The organism is Burkholderia sp. HI2761, from assembly GCF_002223355.1.
Classification (GTDB): domain Bacteria; phylum Pseudomonadota; class Gammaproteobacteria; order Burkholderiales; family Burkholderiaceae; genus Burkholderia.
In genome coordinates, this window is sequence record NZ_NKFN01000007.1 from 511,858 (window position 1) to 527,907 (window position 16,050).

Below are 16,050 nucleotides of genomic sequence, written 5' to 3' on the forward strand. Positions count from 1 at the left end.
TAAGATTGATAACGTGTTCTATGAATGAAGTGCCGCCCGGATGGGCGGCGGCATCACCCGACGTTCGACCGAACCGATTTTCGACAACTGACGTTTCAGGAGACAACCATGGCTAAGCACCCCGTCGTCGTTTATGGCGCAAGCGGATACACCGGCATGTTGATCATGGACTGGCTGATCGACCAGAACATCCCGTTCACCGCGGTCGCGCGCAACGCGGGCCGCGCGAAGGAAATGATGGCGCAGCGCGTCGTCCGCCTCGAATCGGCTCAATACGAAATCATCGAGGCGGAGCACGACGTCGATGCGCTGGTGAAGGCGTTTCGCGGCGCGAAGGTGGTCTGCAACACCGTCGGGCCGTTCTCCAATTTCGGGCTCGTCGGCGTCGAAGCCGCGTTGAAGGCCGGCTGTCACCATCTCGATACGACCGGCGAGCAGTCGTATATCCGCGACGTGCGCGAGCAGTTCGGCGAGCTGTACCGGCAGGCCGGCCTGCTGGTGTCGTCGTCGAACGCGTACATGTACACGTTCGCCGAGATCGCCGCCGAGCTGGCGCTCGAAACGCCGGGCATCGATGCGCTGGAGACCGCCACGCTGACGCGCGGCCCGCGCGGCGCGGCCGGCGTGAGCGTCGGCTCGACGGCGACGATCTTCGACGGCTCCCGCCACGAGTCCTGCTACCTGTGGGAGAAGGCGCTGGTCCCGCACGCGCCGGACGCGTCGTTCACGGTGGCGACGCCCGAGCTCATGCAGCCGGTGTTCTGCCTGCCGTGGGGCGGCACGTCGCTGCCGGTCTACTTCGAGCACGACCCGCGCGTGCGCAGTTGCATCTCGTGCGTGGGCTTCTACGACAACAACGTGATGCAGCTGGTGCACCAGTTCGGGCAGAAGTGGGAAGCCGAATACAAGCATCTGCCGCGCGAGCAGCAGGACGCCGTGCTCAAGCAGGTCGTCGATTCGACCACGCCGTCGATGCCGCCGCGCGAGCGCACGACGATCCAGCGCAGCGTCGATTTCGCGATCGGCCGCGGCCAGCTCGCATCGGTGCGCGCGACCGTGCACGGCATCACGCCGTACATCTCGACGGGTGCGATTCATGCGGCCGGTGTGCTCAAGCTGCTCGACGGCGACGCGGCGAAGGTCGGCTTCGCGTCGGGCTCGAAGGCGTTCGGCCATCGCTACCTGCTCGGCTTCCTCGAACAGCGCGGGCTCGCGCGCGCGACGGTCACGCAACTGTGACGGCTGCCGCCGTGCCGGTACTGACTCAACGGAACTTGTGAAATGGCCATTATCGATTTCTACGACCGCGGGTGGCGCATCAATCCAGACGGCATCGCATATATCCAGGACGATCGCAGCTATACGTTCCAGGAAATCGGCGAGCTGTCGTGCCGCATCGCCAACGGGCTGATCGCCGCCGGCTTCGCGAAGGAGGCGAAGGCGGCGGTGTGGGCGGACAACGACGTGATCGGCTGGACCTGCGCGCTCGGGATGTGGCGCGCCGGTCTCGCGTATATCCCGGTCAACGGGCGCAACGCGCCCGCCGAGAATCAGTACGTGCTCGATGCGTTCGACTGCGAAGTGCTGTTCTTCCACCAGGCATTCGCGCCCGCGATCGACGCGCTGCGGCCGAGCTTGCCGAAGGTCCGGCTGTGGGTATGCCTCGACGCCGACCTGCCGTGGGCGCCGTCGCTCGCGACGTGGAGCGCGGGCCGGCCGGCGACGAGGCCGGTCGTCGATTTCGCGATGGACGACGTCGTGGCGCTGTCGGCCACCGGCGGCACGACCGGTTTGCCGAAGGGCGTGATGAACACGCACCGCTCGCTTCAGACGTATTTCGCGCAATTCATGATCGCGATGTCGTACGGTGCCGAGCGCCCGGTGAATCTCGCCGCGGCGCCGATGACGCACACGGCCGGCATGATGTCGCTGCCGTGCACCGCGCGCGGCGGCACGGTGGTCGTGCTGCCGAAGCCCGACCCCGCGCTGCTGCTCGGCGCGATCGTGAAGCACCGCGTGACCGAGTTCTTCCTGCCGCCGACCGTGATCTACCGGCTGCTCGACATTCCTGGCATCGACCGGGTCGATTTCTCGTCGCTGCGCTACTTCCTGTACGGTGCCGCGCCGATGTCGGTCGAGAAACTCAAGCGCGCGATCGACGTGTTCGGCCCGGTGATGACGGGCGGCTACGGGCAGACCGAAGCGCCCGCGTCGATCTCGTACTTGAGCCCGGCCGAGCATTTCGTCGACGGCAAGCTGGCGTCCGACGAGCGGCTGGCGTCGGTCGGCCGCCCGAATCCGCTGGTGCGCGTCGAGATCGTCGGCGAGCGCGGCGACGTGCTGAAGCAGGGCGAGACCGGCGAGATCTGCGTGCGCGGTGATCTCGTGATGAAGGGCTACTACAACGCGCCCGACAAGACGGCCGAGACGATCGTCGACGGCTGGCTGCGCACCGGCGACATCGGCCACCTCGATCCGGACGGTTATCTGCATATCACCGACCGCAAGAAGGACATGATCATCAGCGGCGGTTTCAACGTTTATCCGAGCGAGGTCGAGCAGGTGATCTGGGCGCACCCGGCGGTGCAGGACTGCGCGGTGATCGGCGTGCCCGACGACAAGTGGGGCGAGGCCGTCAAGGCCGTGGTCGAGCTCAATGCCGGCCAGAGCGTGAGCGCCGATGAGCTCGTCGCGCTGTGCAAGGAGAAGCTCGGCTCGGTGAAGGCGCCGAAGAGCGTGGACTTCATCGCCGCGCTGCCGCGCAGCACGGCCGGCAAGGTGTTGAAGAAGGACTTGCGCGAGCAGTACTGGCAGGGCCGGCAGCGCCGGATATGAGCCAGATCGATAGGGATTGCAAACGATGAACGATATCTACATCGCCGGCATTGCGATGACCGTGTTTGGCCGGCATCCGGATCGCGGCATCGACGATCTGGCGCGCGAGGCGTTGCAGCGCGCGCTGCGGGACGCCGGCTGTCATGCCGACGCGATCCGCGCGGCGTTCTACTCGGGCATCACCAACGGCGCGCTGCAGGGGCAACTGTCGATTCCCGGGCAGGTGGTGTTCAGCAAGATCGGGATCGAAGGCGTGCCGGTGTTCAACGTCGAGAATGCGTGCGCGTCCGGCAGCACCGCGGTGCACCTGGCCGTGCGGCATCTGCAGTCGGGCGCATGCGACGTTGCGCTGGCGCTCGGTGCGGAGAAGATGAACGTCGCGGACAAGGCCCGCGCGTTCGCGCTGTTCGAGGCGGGGTGGGACGTGTCCCGCGTCGACGAGAACTTCGCGACACTCGAGAAGCTCGGCGAAGGGATCGAGCCGCCGCCCGGCTCCGAATCCGAGCGGCCGTACAGCCGCTTCATGAAGATCTATGCGGCCTTGTGCCGGTATCACATGCGGACCTACGGCACGACGCAGCGGCAGATCGCGGCCGTGTCGTCGAAGAATCACCGGCATTCGGTGCACAACCCGTATTCGCAGTTCCGGCAGCCGTTCACGGTCGACGAAGTGCTCGCGGCGGCGCCGATCACGTATCCGATCACGCTGCCGATGTGCGCGCCGCTGTCGGACGGCGCGGCGGCCGCGATCCTCTGCACCGAGGAAGGGCTGGCGCGCATCGGCGCCGATCGCAGCCGCTGCATCCGGATCGCGGCGAGCGTGATCCGCAGCTTCACGCGCCGGCGCATCGACGAGCCGCACAAGCATATCGGCCGGCTCGCGGCGCTGCAGGCGTATGAGCAGGCGTCGCTCGGCCCCGACGACATGCACGTGGCCGAGGTGCACGACGCATCGGCGATGGGCGAGATCATCCAGGCCGAGAACCTCGGCTTCGTACCGTTCGGCGAGGGCGGCCCCGCTGCCGAGCGCGGCGATTTCACGCTCGGCGGGCGCATTCCGATCAACACGTCGGGCGGCCTCGAATCGAAGGGCCATCCGCTCGGCGCGACCGGCATCGGACAACTCTACGAGCTGGTCACGCAATTGCGCGGCGAGGCGGGCGCACGTCAGGTGCAGGGCGCGCGCCATGCGATCCAGGAGAACGGCGGTGGCTTGCAGGGCGTCGAGGAAGCCGCGCTGGCGATCCATATCTTGAGCAAGGACTGACGGAGGCGGACATGAGTGACGCACAGGGCGTGATGCCGGCCGGACAGGCGGGCGTGGCGGCGCGGCACGGCCGCGATGGCGCGGGCGGCGTCGGCGTGGCGGCTTCGATGCAGACGGCGGGCACGAGCGCGGACGGGCCGCTTGCCCGGTGGGGCGAGGCCATCCGGGCCGACGCGGCGCTGCGGACCTACCGCCCCGTGGGCGGATGGATCGAATCGCCGCACGACTTGCAGCCGCCGCTCGAAGACGACGTCCAGGCCGACGCGATCGTCGTCGGCGCCGGCTTCGCCGGGTTGTCCACGGCGCTCGAGCTGACCGCGCGCGGCGCCCGCGTCGTCGTGCTCGAACGCGAGTTCGCGGGCTTCGGCGCGAGCGGACGCAATGCCGGCTATCTCGGCGGCGGCCAGGCGCTCGAGTACGAACTGTTCGTCAAGCGGGTGGGGCACGAGCAGGCGAAGCGGATCATCGGCTTCTACGACGAAGGCGTCGCGTACGTCGAGCGCAAGCTCGTCGAATACCGGATCGACTGCGATTACCGCGCGTCGGGCATCATTCGCGCGGGCGTGCATCCGTCGCAGGAGAAGCGCTTGCGCGAAAGCATGGAGACGGGCATCGCGCTCGGCTCGCCGGCCCGGTTTCTCGATGGCGCGGCAATGCGCGAGCGCGGCATCCCGCCCGCGTTTCTGTTCGGCGCGTACTTTCCCGGCGGCGGCACGCTCGATCCGGGCAAGTACGTGACGGGGCTGCGGCGCGCGGCGCTGGCCGCCGGCGTGACGCTGTACGAAAACACCGGGCTGCTCGATTTCGACGCAGGGACGACGGTGCGCGTGCGCACCGCGCGCGGCAGCGCGAGCGCGCCGGTCCTGGTGCTCGCCACCAACGCGTACACGCCGCAACTCGGGCTGCTCGGCGACAAGGTGATCCCGGTGCGCGTGTCGGCGCTGGAGACGGAGCCGCTGTCCGATGCGCAACTGGCGGCACTCGGCTGGCCGAATCGCGAAGGCATCATGACGTCGCACCTGACGATGGAAAGCCATCGTCTCACCGCGCGCAACACGCTGCTGCTGACGACGAAGCGGCTGCACTACGTATACGGGTCGCAGACGCCGAACGTGCCGGACGACGCGGCGTACCGTGCGCTCCTGCAGTCGCTGCACGAACGCTTTCCGCAACTGGGCAACTTGCCGGTGCGTGCCTGCTGGAGCGGTTACGTTTCGATGGCCGGCGATGCGTTGCCGGTGGTCGGCGCGGCCGGCGCGCACGCGAACGTGTTCTACACGGCCGGCTGTTCGGGGCACGGCGTCGGCACGCAGTCGCTGATCGGGCGCGTGCTGGCCGAGCGGATTCGCGACGGCGCATCGCCGCTGCTCGACGCGCTGACGCACAAGACGCCCGCGATGCCGCCCGAGCCGGTGCGATGGTGCACGGTCAACGCGCTGCTAGGCGCGGCGAACCTTCTCGACGAACGGGTGAACCGGAAGGTACGACGGCGGTAGCGGCGCACGCGGTCGTCGCGACGAAGACCTCTCCGCTCGCCTGGTCCGCCGGGCGCGGGGGCTCGATGGAAAACGGGGCCCGCATCGGGTATAGTCGTCTGCGCCCCGTGGAACGCGGGGCGTCATTTCGACGAAGCCGATACACCATCTTCACGACGAATAGACGAATACGATGACAGTGCCCAACGAACAGCGCAGCGGCAAAAAGCGGCGCACGTCGACTGCAACCGCCGCAGCCGGCAATCCCGACGGTTTGCGGGCGCAAGGCCTGCGCACGCGCAACACGATCATTCGCGTCGCGAAGAAACTGTTGCTGGAAGGCGGCCCGCTGGAATTTTCCCAGCGCGCGGTTGCCGCCGCCGCCGGAATCAGCGTCAGCAATCTGCAGTACTACTTCCCGACCCGGATCGCCGTGTTGCGGGCCGTCATCGAGCCGGTCATCGACACGTATCTGGACGACATGAAGCGCGCGATCAGCAGCGACGCGTCGCCGCGCGACGTGTTCGAGGAGATCATCGAGCGCTCGATCAGCGATGCGAAGGATGCCAAGTACAACGCACTGTTCCGGCACTTCATGTCGTTCGCGGCGACCGATCCCGAATGCTTCAAGCTTTACGACGAATGGTATGCGACGCTGACGCGCGACCTCGCGCAACTACTTCGCGCCGTCAATCCAGCGTTCAGCGCGGCCGAAAGCCGGCATGCGGCGACCATGCTCATCGCGCTGGCAGACGGCTTCGCGATGCAGTACGGCACCGGGCGACACACGCAGGCGCTCGATGCGTACTTCACCGCGACCTCCCGCGCGCTCGCGTACGGCACGCTGCACGAGCCCGCCGGCAAATAGAGGCTTGGGCCGTACCGCGGCAACGCAACGACAGACAGGGGAATACCCTGTCTTTTTTTTGCTTCCTGTGTTTGTCATGATGACCTATGTTTGGTATGTGTTACTAAATGTGGGATGGCCGGACGCGTCCGCGGCCGGGCCGACATGATTCGAGTCCAGGAGGAGAACGGAGATGATTCGTCTGAACAAGTCCGCGGCGCTGCCCGTGGTCGGTATGACCGGCTTCGAGACGCCGCTGAGCGAAGAGGAAAGCGCAATCCAGCACACGGTTCACCGCTTCGCGCGCGACGTGCTGCGGCCGATCGGCCGCGAGCTCGACCGGATGACGCCGGAGGACGTGATCGCCCCCGGCTCGCCGTACTGGGCCGCGATCGTCGAGAGTGCGAAGCTCGGGCTCGATCCGCAACTGATCGCGCAGTTTCCGCCGGACGTTGCGGTGCGCATTGAGTCGCTGATCGGCGAGGAACTCGGCTGGGGCGATTCGGGCCTCGCCGTGTCGATCGGCGCGGCCACGATGCCGCTGATGATGGCGCACACGGTCGGCAACGCCGAATTGGTGGAGATGTGCGCGGGCAAGGTCGGCTGCTGGATGAACACGCAGCCCGATCGCGGGTCGGACGCGGCGATCCTGTATCGACAGGAACTCGCCGCGAACGGCAAGCAGCCTGTGGGCAACGCGACTGCGAAGGTCGGCGCGGACGAGATCGTGATCAACGGGCAAAGCTCGGCGTGGATCTCGAACGGCTCGGTCGCGCAGGTCGCACTCGCGTACATGGCGGCCGACTACGGCGACGGCTTCTACGGCGAGGGCGAGCGCAGCGCGTTCACGAACGGCGTCGCGATGATCCTGCCGCTCGATCTGCCGGGCGTGTCGCGCGGCAAGCCGCTCGACAAGATCGGCCAGCGCTCGCTGCCGCAGGGCGAGATCTATTTCGACAACGTGAAGGTGCCGAAGCGCTTCGCGGTCGCGCTGAAGGACGATTATCTCGGCAATCTCGCGTCGACGTGGTCGTATGCAGGCACGCACATGTGCCAGGTGTTCGTCGGCGCGGCGCGGGCCGCGTTCGAACTGGCGCTCGCGTATTGCCACGAGCGCAAGCAAGGCGGCGCGCTGCTGATGGATCACCAGATGACGCACCTGCGTATCGGCGAGATGCTGCGCCGGCTCGAGATGGCGCGCGCGATCGCGCGCCGCAGCCTCGCATTCTCGCGGATGTCGCCGCAAAGCCATCCGTACGCCACCGCGCAGGCGAAGGTGAGCGTGACCGAGGAAGCGATGAAGATCACGCACGAGGCGTTCCAGCTGTTCGGCGGCAACGGCACCACGCGCGAATTCCCGATCGAGAAGCTGTTCCGCGACGTGCGCTCGGCGCTGATCGAGGACGGCGAGAATTACGTTCTCGCGTCGCGCCTTGGCGTGCTGGCGGGCCAGCTTTACGAGAACGGGTGGACGCGCGAATGAGCGCGGCCGACATGGGCCGTGCAGGTGGCCTTTCCATTACGGCTTACTTTCGTGTGTAAAGAAGACACGGCGAAAGCTACGGCGGCCAGTTCGGCACACCGGACCGAAACGCGCGTGCCCATGCCGCGGCACGCGCGTCCGTACTCAAATGCGACCGAGTAGCACCAGTATCACGACAATGACGACGATCAGCCCGACGGTCCCCGATGGCCAATAACCCCAGCTTCGGCTATGCGGCCATGAAGGAAATGCTCCGATGAGCAGCAGAATCAGAACGATGATGAGGATCGTACCGAGCATCGCATCCCTCCTGGATTTATTCGACACGGTGGGGGCTGGCGCAATTCGCGTGCCGCGACGCGGGGGTCGGTGAAAGCCGGCGCAAGCGCGTTGTTCGAATACCGGAAATTCATGTAATGAATACCTGTCGATTCAGAAAATAAATTTCAAAAATGTGTGCCCGCTCGCTATGCTGGGCCTTCGGTTTCAACCTGTCGGGCATGCAATGGCTGAACTCTTTCTGGTACGGCATGGGCAGGCGTCGTTCGGCACCGACGACTACGACCGGCTTTCCGCCGCGGGCGACCAGCAGGGCGTCTGGCTCGGCGAATACTTCGTGCGACAGGGCCTGACGTTCGACCGCGTGATCTGCGGCACGATGAACCGCCATGCGCAGACGGTCGCCGCGATCCTGCGCGGGATGGGCCGCGAAGGCGTCGTGGTCGACCGCCATCCGGGCCTGAACGAATACGATTTTCACGGGCTGTTCGCGGCAGCCGCCAGCGACTACCCGGAGATCGCGCGGCTCGCGGCCGGCTCGATGAAGGAACACTTCCGCGCGCTCCGGCAGGTGCTGCACCTGTGGACCGAGGACAAGCTCGGCGATGCGGCCCCCGAAACCTGGGCCCATTTCCAGCAGCGCGTGGCCGACGCGCGCGCCGCGATTCGCCACGGCGGCGGCCAGCGCGTGCTGGCGGTGAGTTCCGGCGGCCCGATCGCGGTCACCGTGCAGCAGGTGCTCGCGGCGCCGCCGTCGAGCGCGATCGCGCTGAACCTGCAGATCCGCAACAGCAGTCTTTCGCAGTTTTTCTTCAACGCCGACGCGTTCCACCTCGCGTCGTTCAACGGCATCCCGCATCTGGAGGATCCCGAACGACATGCGCTGCGAACCTACGGCTGACCCACGAACGATCGCGACGATGACGAACCCTTCCCAGCCACTCGACGTAGCCCGCCTCACGCGTTATCTGGAAACGCACGTGTCGGGCTTCGAAGGCCCGGTCGACATGGAGAAGTTTGCCGGCGGCCAGTCGAATCCGACTTTCCTGCTAACCGCGAAGAGCGGCCGCTACGTGCTGCGCCGCCAGCCGCCGGGCGAACTGCTGAAATCCGCGCACGCGGTCGACCGCGAATTCCGCGTGCTGCGCGCGCTGTCGGGCACCGCGGTGCCGGTCGCGCATCCGTATCACCTCTGCGAAGACCGCGACGTGATCGGCAGCCTGTTCTACGTGATGAGTTTCGAGGATGGCCGGATCTTCTGGGATCCCGCGCTGCCGGAACTACCGAAGGCCGAGCGCGCGACGTGTTACGACGCGCTGCTGCGGACGATGGCCGCGCTGCACGACGTCGATGTCGACGCGGTGGGCCTCGCCGACTACGGCCGTCCCGGCAACTACTTCGAACGCCAGATCGGCGTGTGGACGAAGCAGTATCGCGCGGCCGAAACCGGGCGCCTCGACGCGATGGAGACGCTGATCGACTGGTTGCCGAAAGCGTGCCCCGAGGACACGGGCCGGCCGGCGCTGGTGCACGGCGATTTCCGGATCGACAACCTGATGTTCGCGCATGACGGCTATCGCGTGCAGGCCGTGCTCGACTGGGAACTGTCGACGCTCGGCAACCCGCTCGCCGACCTCGCGTATTTCTGCATGTGCCTGCGGCTGCCGTCGGGCGGGCAGGTGCGCGGGCTTGCGGGCCAGGATCGCGCGGTGCTCGGCATTCCGGACGAAGCGGCGATCGTCGCGCGCTACTGCGAGCTGCGCGGCATCGCGCCGATCCGCGACTGGCACTTCTACCTCGCATTCAGTTTCTTCCGGCTCGCGGCGATCGTGCAGGGCGTGAAGGCGCGCGCGCTGCAGGGCAACGCTTCGAGCGAGCAGGCGCTGCGCGTGGGCGAAATGGCCGGCCGGCTGGCCGAGACGGCCGTCGGCGTGATCGACTCGCATCGCTGACATCGCCGCGATCGCCGCGCGGCGACATAACAAACCAATCAATGGAGGAGCACAGCAACATGGCAACGAATCTGTTCGACCTGACGGGCAAGATCGCACTGGTGACGGGCGCGAGCCGCGGCATCGGCGAGGAGATCGCGAAGCTGCTCGCGGAGCAGGGCGCGCACGTGATCGTGTCGAGCCGCAAGCTCGACGACTGCCAGGCCGTGGCCGATGCGATCGTCGCGGCCGGCGGCCGCGCTGAGGCGCTGGCGTGCCACGTCGGGCGCCTGGAGGACATCGCCGCGACGTTCGAGCATATCCGCGGCCGGCACGGCCGCCTCGACATCCTCGTGAACAACGCGGCCGCGAACCCGTATTTCGGGCACATCCTCGATACCGATCTCGCCGCGTACGAGAAGACCGTCGACGTGAACATCCGCGGCTACTTCTTCATGTCGGTCGAGGCCGGCAAGCTGATGAAGACGCACGGCGGCGGCGCGATCGTCAACACGGCGTCGGTGAATGCGTTGCAACCGGGCGACCGGCAAGGCATCTACTCGATCACGAAGGCGGCCGTCGTCAACATGACGAAGGCGTTCGCGAAGGAGTGCGGGCCGCTCGGCATTCGCGTGAATGCGCTGCTGCCGGGGCTCACGAAGACGAAGTTCGCGGGCGCGCTGTTCGCCGACAAGGACATCTACGAGACGTGGAAGGCGAAGATTCCGCTGCGCCGCCACGCGGAGCCGAACGAAATGGCCGGCACCGTGCTGTATCTCGTGTCGGACGCGGCGAGCTACACGAACGGCGAATGCATCGTCGTCGACGGCGGTCTGACGATCTGAGCGCGCGATGAAACTCGACAGCTATGCCGGGCAGGCCGTGATGATCACCGGCGCCGCGAGCGGCTTCGGCGCGCTGCTCGCGAGCGAACTCGCCGCGATGGGCGCGCGGCTCGCGCTCGGCGACCTGAACGGTGACGCGCTCGAACGCGTGGCCGCGCCGCTGCGCGCGGCCGGCGCCGACGTGATCGCGCAGCGCTGCGACGTACGCGTCGAAACGGATGTCGCCGCGCTGGTGCATGAAGCCGTCGCGCGTTTCGGGCGGCTCGACGTCGGCATCAACAACGCGGGCATCGCACCGCCGATGAAGGCGCTGATCGATACCGACGAAGCCGATCTCGACCTGAGCTTCGCGGTGAACGCGAAAGGCGTGTTCTTCGGGATGAAGCATCAGATCCGTCAGATGCTCGTGCAGCGCGAAGGCGTGATCCTGAACGTCGCGTCGATGGCCGGGCTCGGCGGCGCGCCGAAGCTGGCCGCCTATGCGGCGTCGAAACATGCGGTGGTCGGGCTCACGAAGACGGCGGCGCTCGAATACGCGCGCCACGGCATTCGCGTGAATGCGGTGTGCCCGTTCTACAGCACGACGCCGATGGTCACCGACAGCGATATCGGCGACCGCCAGGATTTTCTGGCGCAGGGCTCGCCGATGAAGCGGCTCGGCCGGCCCGACGAAATCGTCGCGACGATGCTGACGCTGTGCGCGAAGGAAAACACGTATCTGACCGGGCAGGCCGTCGCCGTCGACGGCGGTGTCTCGGCCTTCTGACCGAACGGAACACGACAATCTCGAGGAGTCGATCATGGACTTTGGCTACACCCCGAAAGTGGAAGCACTGCGCGAACGCGTGCGCGCATTCATGGACGCGCACATCGTGCCGCGCATTCGCCAGTGGAACGACGAAGTGCACGCGGGCCAGTATCCGGTGTCGTTCATGGAGGAACTGAAGGAGCGCGCGAAAGCGGAAGGGCTGTGGAACCTGTTCCTGCCGCACCTGAAGGCCGACGAGCCCGGCACGGGCCTGACGAACCTCGAATACGCGCCGCTCGCCGAGATCATGGGGCGCGTGAGCTGGGCGTCGGAAGTGTTCAACTGCAACGCGCCGGACACCGGCAACATGGAGCTGCTGCACATGTTCGCGACGCCCGAGCAGCGCGAACAGTGGCTGCTGCCGCTGCTGCGCGGTGAAATCCGCTCGGCGTTCGCGATGACGGAGCCCGACGTCGCGTCGTCGGATGCGACCAACATCACGACGCGCATCGAGCGCGCGGGCGACGACTACGTGATCAACGGCCGCAAATGGTTCATCACGAACGCCGCGCATCCGAACTGCAAGATCTTCATCGTGATGGGCAAGACCGATCCCGATGCCGAATCGCACCAGCAGCAGAGCATGATTCTCGTGCCGCGCGACACGCCGGGCGTGACGGTCGTGCGCAACATCACGGTGGTCAATCACTACGCACCGGAAGGGCACTGCGAGATCACGTTCGACGACGTGCGCGTGCCGGCGCGCAACCTGCTCGGCGAGGAAGGCAGCGGCTTCGCGCTCGCGCAGGCGCGCCTCGGGCCGGGCCGTATCCACCACTGCATGCGTTCGATCGGTGCGGCCGAGCTGGCGCTGGAACTGATGATCGACCGCGCGCAGTCGCGCGAGGCGTTCGGCAAGCCGTTGAACCGGCACGGTACCGTCGGCGAATGGATCGCGCGCTCGCGCATCGAGATCGACCAGGCGCGCCTCCTGGTGCTGAAGGCCGCATGGATGATCGACAAGGTCGGCGCGAAGGCCGCGCGCAAGGAAATCTCGATGATCAAGGCGCTCGTGCCGACCGTCTATACGGACGTGTGCGACCGCGCGATGCAGGTGTTCGGCGCGGCGGGCTTGAGCCCGGATACGCCGCTCGCCGACCTGTGGACCTGGGGCCGCGCGCTGCGCTTCGCCGACGGCCCGGACGAGGTGCATTTGCAGGCGATCGCGCGGATGGAAATCAAGGGCGGCGAACCGGGTTCGACGGCCGCCTACCTGACGCCGCCGCCGCGCGGCTGAGTGGGGCGACGTGGACGAACGAATGGCGCCCGCCGTAAGATCTCGGCAAGGAGATCCGGCGATGCGCCTTTCGAAGCTTGACCTGAACCTGTTCGTCGTATTCGACGCGATCTACACCAAGCGCAACCTGACGCGGGCGGCCGAGGTGCTGAACCTCACGCAGCCGGCCGTCAGCAACGCGCTCGCGCGGCTGCGCAAGTCGCTGAACGATCCGCTGTTCGTGAGCACGCCGGCCGGGATGATGCCGACGCCGATGGCGGAGAACATCGTCGGCCGCGTGCGCGAGGCGCTGCAATTGCTCGATTCGAGCGCGCATGAAGGCGACGTGTTCGATCCGGCGTCGTCGACGCGCGTGTTCCGGCTGAGCATGAGCGACCTGACCGAGGCGCTGCTGCTGCCGGCGCTCGGCGAACTGCTGCAAACGCATGCGCCCGGCATGCACGTGCGCAGCTACACGATGGACCGCGGCGAGGTGGCGACCGCGCTCGCGAACGGCTCGGTCGACATCGCGATCGACGCGCCGCTGATCGGCGATCCGCATCTGCACCAGGCGCTGCTCGTGCGCGACCGCTACGCGTGCATGATTCGCGACGATCACCCGTTCAAGGGTGATACGCTGACCATGGACGACTACCTGTCGATGGGCCACATCCACGTATCGAGCCGCCGCAAGGGCAGCGGACACGTCGACGCGGAACTGACGCGGCTCGGGCTGCGCCGCAACATCCAGATGCGCGTGCAGCATTACATGGTCGCGCCGCTGATCGCGATGCGCGGCGATCTCGCGCTGACGGCGCCGCTGCGGCTGCTGCAACGCTATCCGGCGCGCATCCTCGAACTGCCGTTCGAGATGCCGGGGCTCGATTACTTCTGCTACTGGCATCGCAGCGCCGATCAGGATCAGGGCAGCCGGTGGTTGCGCGAGCAGTTGATGGCGCTAATGGGCGGGATGGGCGAGGGGCGGTGAGGGAGTGCCGCGCAGGCGATCGTCGGCGTTGTATCGATCAGCCGCTTTCGGGGCGCGCGGTGTAACGCGGCTCGCGTGAACGGGCGGCAGCGCGCAGGTGCGTGCCGCCGTTTCATCAAAACGAATCGTCGGCGAAGCGTGACGATGTGGGCCGACGCTTCATGTCCTTCAGCCAGCTCCTGACGTTGTCCGGATCCTCGAATTCGCGCAGCGCGACGGTCAGGTCCTGGTTGCTGCGCTGCATGCCGGCGATGTCGCGCGTAAGCATGCGCAGCACGGTATCGGGCGCGACCTTGGTGGACGGCGCGATGCCGTACGTGCCCCTGAAATCGTTCTCGACGTGCACGATCTCCTGATCGAGCTCGCGCAGCTGTTCCTCGAGGATGCCGTTGTAGCGCGTGAGCCGCGCTTCGCTGAGGCCGTCGATCGCACGCCGGTCGATCTGTTCGATTTCCAGCTGCAGTTCCAGCAGTTGCAGCAGGTTGCCCTTCTCGTAGGCACGGTTGACCCGCTGCATCAGCACGGTTTTGCGTTGCTGCTCCTGCGGATCGGTTTCGCGGTCGGGATGCAGCGCGCTCGCGAGCTTGCGATAGATCTCGCGGATCGATTTGTTCGATTCGGCCTGCTCAGCTTCGATCCGGGCCTGCGCGGCCGATTGCTTGGATACTTTCTTGCGCTTCGCGCGCTGCGCCTCACGGGCCGCGTGAGCGGCCATGTCGCGCTCGAACTGGGCGTCGAGTTCGGCTTGCATCCGCTCGGCAAGTTCATCGGGGGACAGCGAGTCGAGATCCTCAGGCGGTTGCGATTCGGGTTCCCATTTCGGTTTCGTCGGCTCGGGAGCGGCCGTTGCGTTGCCGACTTGGTCAGATCCTGCATGCCGGTTGTAAATCACCTTCAACGCCGCGTCGTTGCTCACGTTCAGCAAATCGCCCGCCATATCGGCGATCAACTCGGACAGCGTGCGTTGCTCCGCCTTGCTCAGGCCCTTCTGCAGAAACGCATCGTCGAGCAGATGGATCAGCCGGATGCGCAGCGCCGTCGCTTCCTGTTCGAGCGGCAACAGAGCGTCGACGAACTTCTTCTGGAACGCCGGCATCACGGCTTCCCACGCGCCGAGCCGCTCGCGGCGCTTTTCGATGTGCTTGACGAGCGTATTGAACGTTTTCTGGGCTTTGGACAGGCTGGCTGTCTCGTGGCCGGGCGCGATGGCGACCGCGGCACCGCGACGTGCGGTCATGGTTGAAATCCTCCGGCCGCGGCGGGACGCGCGGCAGGCCGGTATTTTAGCTGGATGGGCGCGCGCCTTCCTGCCTGCGGCGCGCCGACGCCGATGCGTTACAGCACCGCCATCGATTCCGTCATGTTCTGCTTCATGTAGTCGAGGAAGCGCTTCTGGAACAGCATCGTGTGCTCGTGCGCGGCCCGTTCGGCGGCTTCGGCGTCGCGTCGTACGATCGCGTCGATCAGTTCGTCGTGGTCGCGCCCGAGCTTGGCGGCCGTCGGCGAACTCACGGTGAAGTCGAAGTGAAGATGGAGCAGGCGTTGCCCTTCGCCGAGCAGCCGTTCGTAGTAGCCGACGAAGTACGGGTTGTTCGCGGCGTGCGCGATCGCCATGTGGAGCGCCTTGTTGGTCTCCGACATCGCCTGGAAGTCGCCGCTCGCGACGGCTTCCATGTAGACGTCGTCGGCCTTGCGGATTTTCGCGAGATCGGCGTCGGTACGCTGCGTGGCCGCGAGCCGCGTGACGGCGCGCTGGATCAGGTCGAGCGCCGAGATGTACTTCGGGAATTCCTCGATCTCGAACGGCGTGACGAGCGTCGTGCGGTTCGGCAGGATCGTGACGAGCCCCTCGCTGCTCAGCCGCGCGAGCGCATCGCGCACCGGCGAGCGCGACAGCCCGAACTGCGCGGCCAGCGAAATTTCGTCGAGCTGTACACCGGGTTTCAGCTTGAGCGTCAGGATCTGCTTGCGCAATTCCTCATACACATACCGCCCGCCGTGCCGGCGGCCGCCACCTTCGGTTTCAACGGCCTCTTTGCTCATCTCGCTACCCTTCCTGTCATCAGCCCGGGTCGC

The 16,050-nt window shown here is 66.6% G+C and carries 15 protein-coding genes; 12 read left to right on the forward strand and 3 right to left on the reverse strand.

Annotation, left to right across the window (positions count from 1 at the left end):
- The first annotated feature begins 108 nt into the window (after positions 1-108).
- The 6 genes from CFB46_RS19860 (at position 109) to CFB46_RS19885 (ending at position 7,907) form a co-directional block, all read left to right on the forward strand.
- Entirely contained in the window at positions 109-1,239 is a 1,131-nt protein-coding gene (locus CFB46_RS19860; RefSeq protein ID WP_089500966.1) for a saccharopine dehydrogenase family protein, read from the forward strand.
- A 42-nt stretch (positions 1,240-1,281) separates the two neighbouring features.
- Positions 1,282-2,835, forward strand: coding sequence for an AMP-binding protein (locus tag CFB46_RS19865; RefSeq protein ID WP_089500967.1), 1,554 nt, complete (start codon positions 1,282-1,284; stop codon positions 2,833-2,835).
- 25 nt (positions 2,836-2,860) lie between these two features.
- A complete protein-coding gene (locus CFB46_RS19870; protein ID WP_089500968.1) occupies positions 2,861-4,102 on the forward strand; it encodes a thiolase family protein in 1,242 nt (413 codons plus the stop codon).
- A gap of 11 nt (positions 4,103-4,113) precedes the next feature.
- The gene (locus CFB46_RS19875; protein WP_089500969.1) at positions 4,114-5,598 is read left to right on the forward strand and encodes an NAD(P)/FAD-dependent oxidoreductase; all 1,485 of its coding nucleotides are present in this window, start codon (positions 4,114-4,116) and stop codon (positions 5,596-5,598) included.
- 172 nt (positions 5,599-5,770) lie between these two features.
- Positions 5,771-6,445: a TetR/AcrR family transcriptional regulator gene (locus tag CFB46_RS19880; RefSeq protein WP_152777591.1), complete on the forward strand. Its 675-nt coding sequence runs from the start codon at positions 5,771-5,773 to the stop codon at positions 6,443-6,445.
- Between the two features lie 172 nt (positions 6,446-6,617).
- On the forward strand, positions 6,618-7,907 hold the full coding sequence (locus tag CFB46_RS19885; protein WP_089500970.1) for an acyl-CoA dehydrogenase family protein: 1,290 nt from the start codon (positions 6,618-6,620) through the stop codon (positions 7,905-7,907).
- Between the two features lie 144 nt (positions 7,908-8,051).
- On the opposite strand, the gene CFB46_RS19890 is transcribed toward CFB46_RS19885, so the two are convergent.
- On the reverse strand, positions 8,052-8,207 hold the full coding sequence (locus tag CFB46_RS19890; RefSeq protein ID WP_034185249.1) for a DUF3309 family protein: 156 nt from the start codon (positions 8,205-8,207) through the stop codon (positions 8,052-8,054).
- A gap of 205 nt (positions 8,208-8,412) precedes the next feature.
- Here CFB46_RS19890 and CFB46_RS19895 point away from each other — a divergent pair, with 205 nt between their 5' ends.
- The 6 genes from CFB46_RS19895 to CFB46_RS19920 all read left to right on the forward strand — a co-directional run bounded on the left by CFB46_RS19895 (position 8,413) and on the right by CFB46_RS19920 (position 13,974).
- Positions 8,413-9,087, forward strand: a complete 675-nt coding sequence (locus CFB46_RS19895; protein ID WP_089500971.1) for a histidine phosphatase family protein — start codon at positions 8,413-8,415, stop codon at positions 9,085-9,087.
- Between the two features lie 19 nt (positions 9,088-9,106).
- Complete coding sequence (locus CFB46_RS19900; RefSeq protein WP_089500972.1) at positions 9,107-10,138, forward strand: phosphotransferase; 1,032 nt, start codon at positions 9,107-9,109, stop codon at positions 10,136-10,138.
- A 59-nt stretch (positions 10,139-10,197) separates the two neighbouring features.
- A complete protein-coding gene (locus CFB46_RS19905) occupies positions 10,198-10,962 on the forward strand; it encodes an SDR family oxidoreductase (RefSeq protein WP_089500973.1) in 765 nt (254 codons plus the stop codon).
- Positions 10,963-10,969: 7 nt separating this feature from the next.
- On the forward strand, positions 10,970-11,728 hold the full coding sequence (locus CFB46_RS19910; protein ID WP_089500974.1) for an SDR family NAD(P)-dependent oxidoreductase: 759 nt from the start codon (positions 10,970-10,972) through the stop codon (positions 11,726-11,728).
- Positions 11,729-11,762: 34 nt separating this feature from the next.
- Positions 11,763-13,007: an acyl-CoA dehydrogenase family protein gene (locus tag CFB46_RS19915; protein ID WP_089500975.1), complete on the forward strand. Its 1,245-nt coding sequence runs from the start codon at positions 11,763-11,765 to the stop codon at positions 13,005-13,007.
- 61 nt (positions 13,008-13,068) lie between these two features.
- Positions 13,069-13,974 carry a LysR family transcriptional regulator gene (locus CFB46_RS19920; protein ID WP_089500976.1) on the forward strand — a complete coding sequence of 302 codons (906 nt, stop codon included), beginning with the start codon at positions 13,069-13,071 and terminating at the stop codon, positions 13,972-13,974.
- 115 nt (positions 13,975-14,089) lie between these two features.
- On the opposite strand, the gene CFB46_RS19925 is transcribed toward CFB46_RS19920, so the two are convergent.
- Together CFB46_RS19925 and CFB46_RS19930 are read right to left on the reverse strand one after the other, a co-directional pair.
- Entirely contained in the window at positions 14,090-15,211 is a 1,122-nt protein-coding gene (locus CFB46_RS19925; RefSeq protein WP_089500977.1) for a J domain-containing protein, read from the reverse strand.
- Positions 15,212-15,309: 98 nt separating this feature from the next.
- Positions 15,310-16,017 carry a GntR family transcriptional regulator gene (locus CFB46_RS19930; protein WP_152777589.1) on the reverse strand — a complete coding sequence of 236 codons (708 nt, stop codon included), beginning with the start codon at positions 16,015-16,017 and terminating at the stop codon, positions 15,310-15,312.
- Between the last annotated feature and the right edge of the window lie 33 nt (positions 16,018-16,050).